The organism is Micromonospora sp. NPDC005299 (assembly GCF_042872345.1).
Lineage (GTDB): Bacteria > Actinomycetota > Actinomycetes > Mycobacteriales > Micromonosporaceae > Micromonospora.
Genome location: NZ_JBIAKG010000041.1, coordinates 1 through 1,334, shown reverse-complemented (window position 1 = coordinate 1,334; position 1,334 = coordinate 1). Strand labels below are relative to the sequence as shown.

Below are 1,334 nucleotides of genomic sequence, written 5' to 3'. Positions count from 1 at the left end.
GGACGTGTGTTCGCCAATCCCGAGGAACTCCTGCGATACCTCAGCAACGAGGACGTGAAGTTCGTCGACGTACGTTTCTGTGACCTGCCCGGCGTGATGCAGCACTTCAACCTGCCGGTCGAGTCCTTCGACGACAGCGTCTTCACCGACGGCCTCGCATTCGACGGCTCATCGATCCGCGGCTTCCAGGCCATCCACGAGTCGGACATGCTCCTGCTGCCCGATGTGGCCAGCGCGTTCATCGACCCGTTCCGGGCGCAGAAGACGCTGGCGTTGAACTTCTTCATCCACGACCCGTTCACCCGCGAGGCCTACTCGCGCGACCCGCGCAACGTGGCGAAGAAGGCCGAGGCGTTCCTCGCCGCCAGCGGCATCGCCGACACCGCCTACTTCGGGGCGGAAGCGGAGTTCTACATCTTCGACTCCATCCGCCACGAAACCTCCGCCCACCAGTCGTTCTACTACATCGACTCCATCGAAGGCGCCTGGAACTCAGGCCGCGACGAGCCGGGCGGCAACCGCGGGTACAAGACCGCCTACAAGGGCGGCTACTTCCCCGTCCCCCCGGTGGACCACTACGCCGACCTGCGCGACAGCATGGTCCGCCGCCTCATCGACGCCGGCTTCACCGTCGAGCGCTCGCACCACGAGGTCGGCACCGCCGGCCAGTCCGAAATCAACTACCGCTTCTCCACCCTGCTGCAGTCCGCCGACCAACTCCAACTGTTCAAATATCTGATCAAGAACGAGGCGTGGGCCGCCGGGAAAACCGCCACCTTCATGCCCAAACCCCTGTTCGGGGACAACGGCTCCGGCATGCACACCCACCAGAGCCTCTGGCTCAACGGCGAACCCCTGTTCTACGACGAAACCGGCTACGCCGGACTGTCCGACACCGCCCGCTGGTACATCGGCGGCCTGCTGCACCACGCCCCCTCCCTGCTCGCCTTCACCAACCCGACCGTCAACTCCTACCGCCGGCTCGTGCCCGGCTTCGAAGCCCCGGTCAACCTGGTCTACTCCCAGCGCAACCGCTCCGCCTGCACCCGCATCCCCGTCACCGGCAGCAACCCCAAGGCCAAGCGCGTCGAATTCCGCGTCCCGGACCCCTCCAGCAACCCCTACCTCGCGTTCTCGGCCATGATGATGGCCGGCCTCGACGGCATCAAGAACAAGACCGAACCCCCCGCGCCGATCGACAAGGACCTCTACGACCTGCCCCCGGAAGAATGGGGCGACGTCAAGCAGGTCCCCGGCTCGCTGCCCGCCGTCCTCGACGCCCTCGAAGCCGACCACGACTACCTGCTCGACGGCGGCGTGTTCACCCCCGACCT

The 1,334-nt window shown here is 66.0% G+C and carries 1 protein-coding gene; it reads left to right on the top strand.

What is annotated here, in order from left to right; all coding sequences use genetic code 11:
• Positions 1-6 precede the first annotated feature (6 nt).
• Positions 7-1,334, top strand: a 1,328-nt coding sequence (gene glnA / locus ACFYPD_RS34070) for a type I glutamate--ammonia ligase (protein WP_387122918.1), incomplete at its 3' end; no start/stop codon positions are given.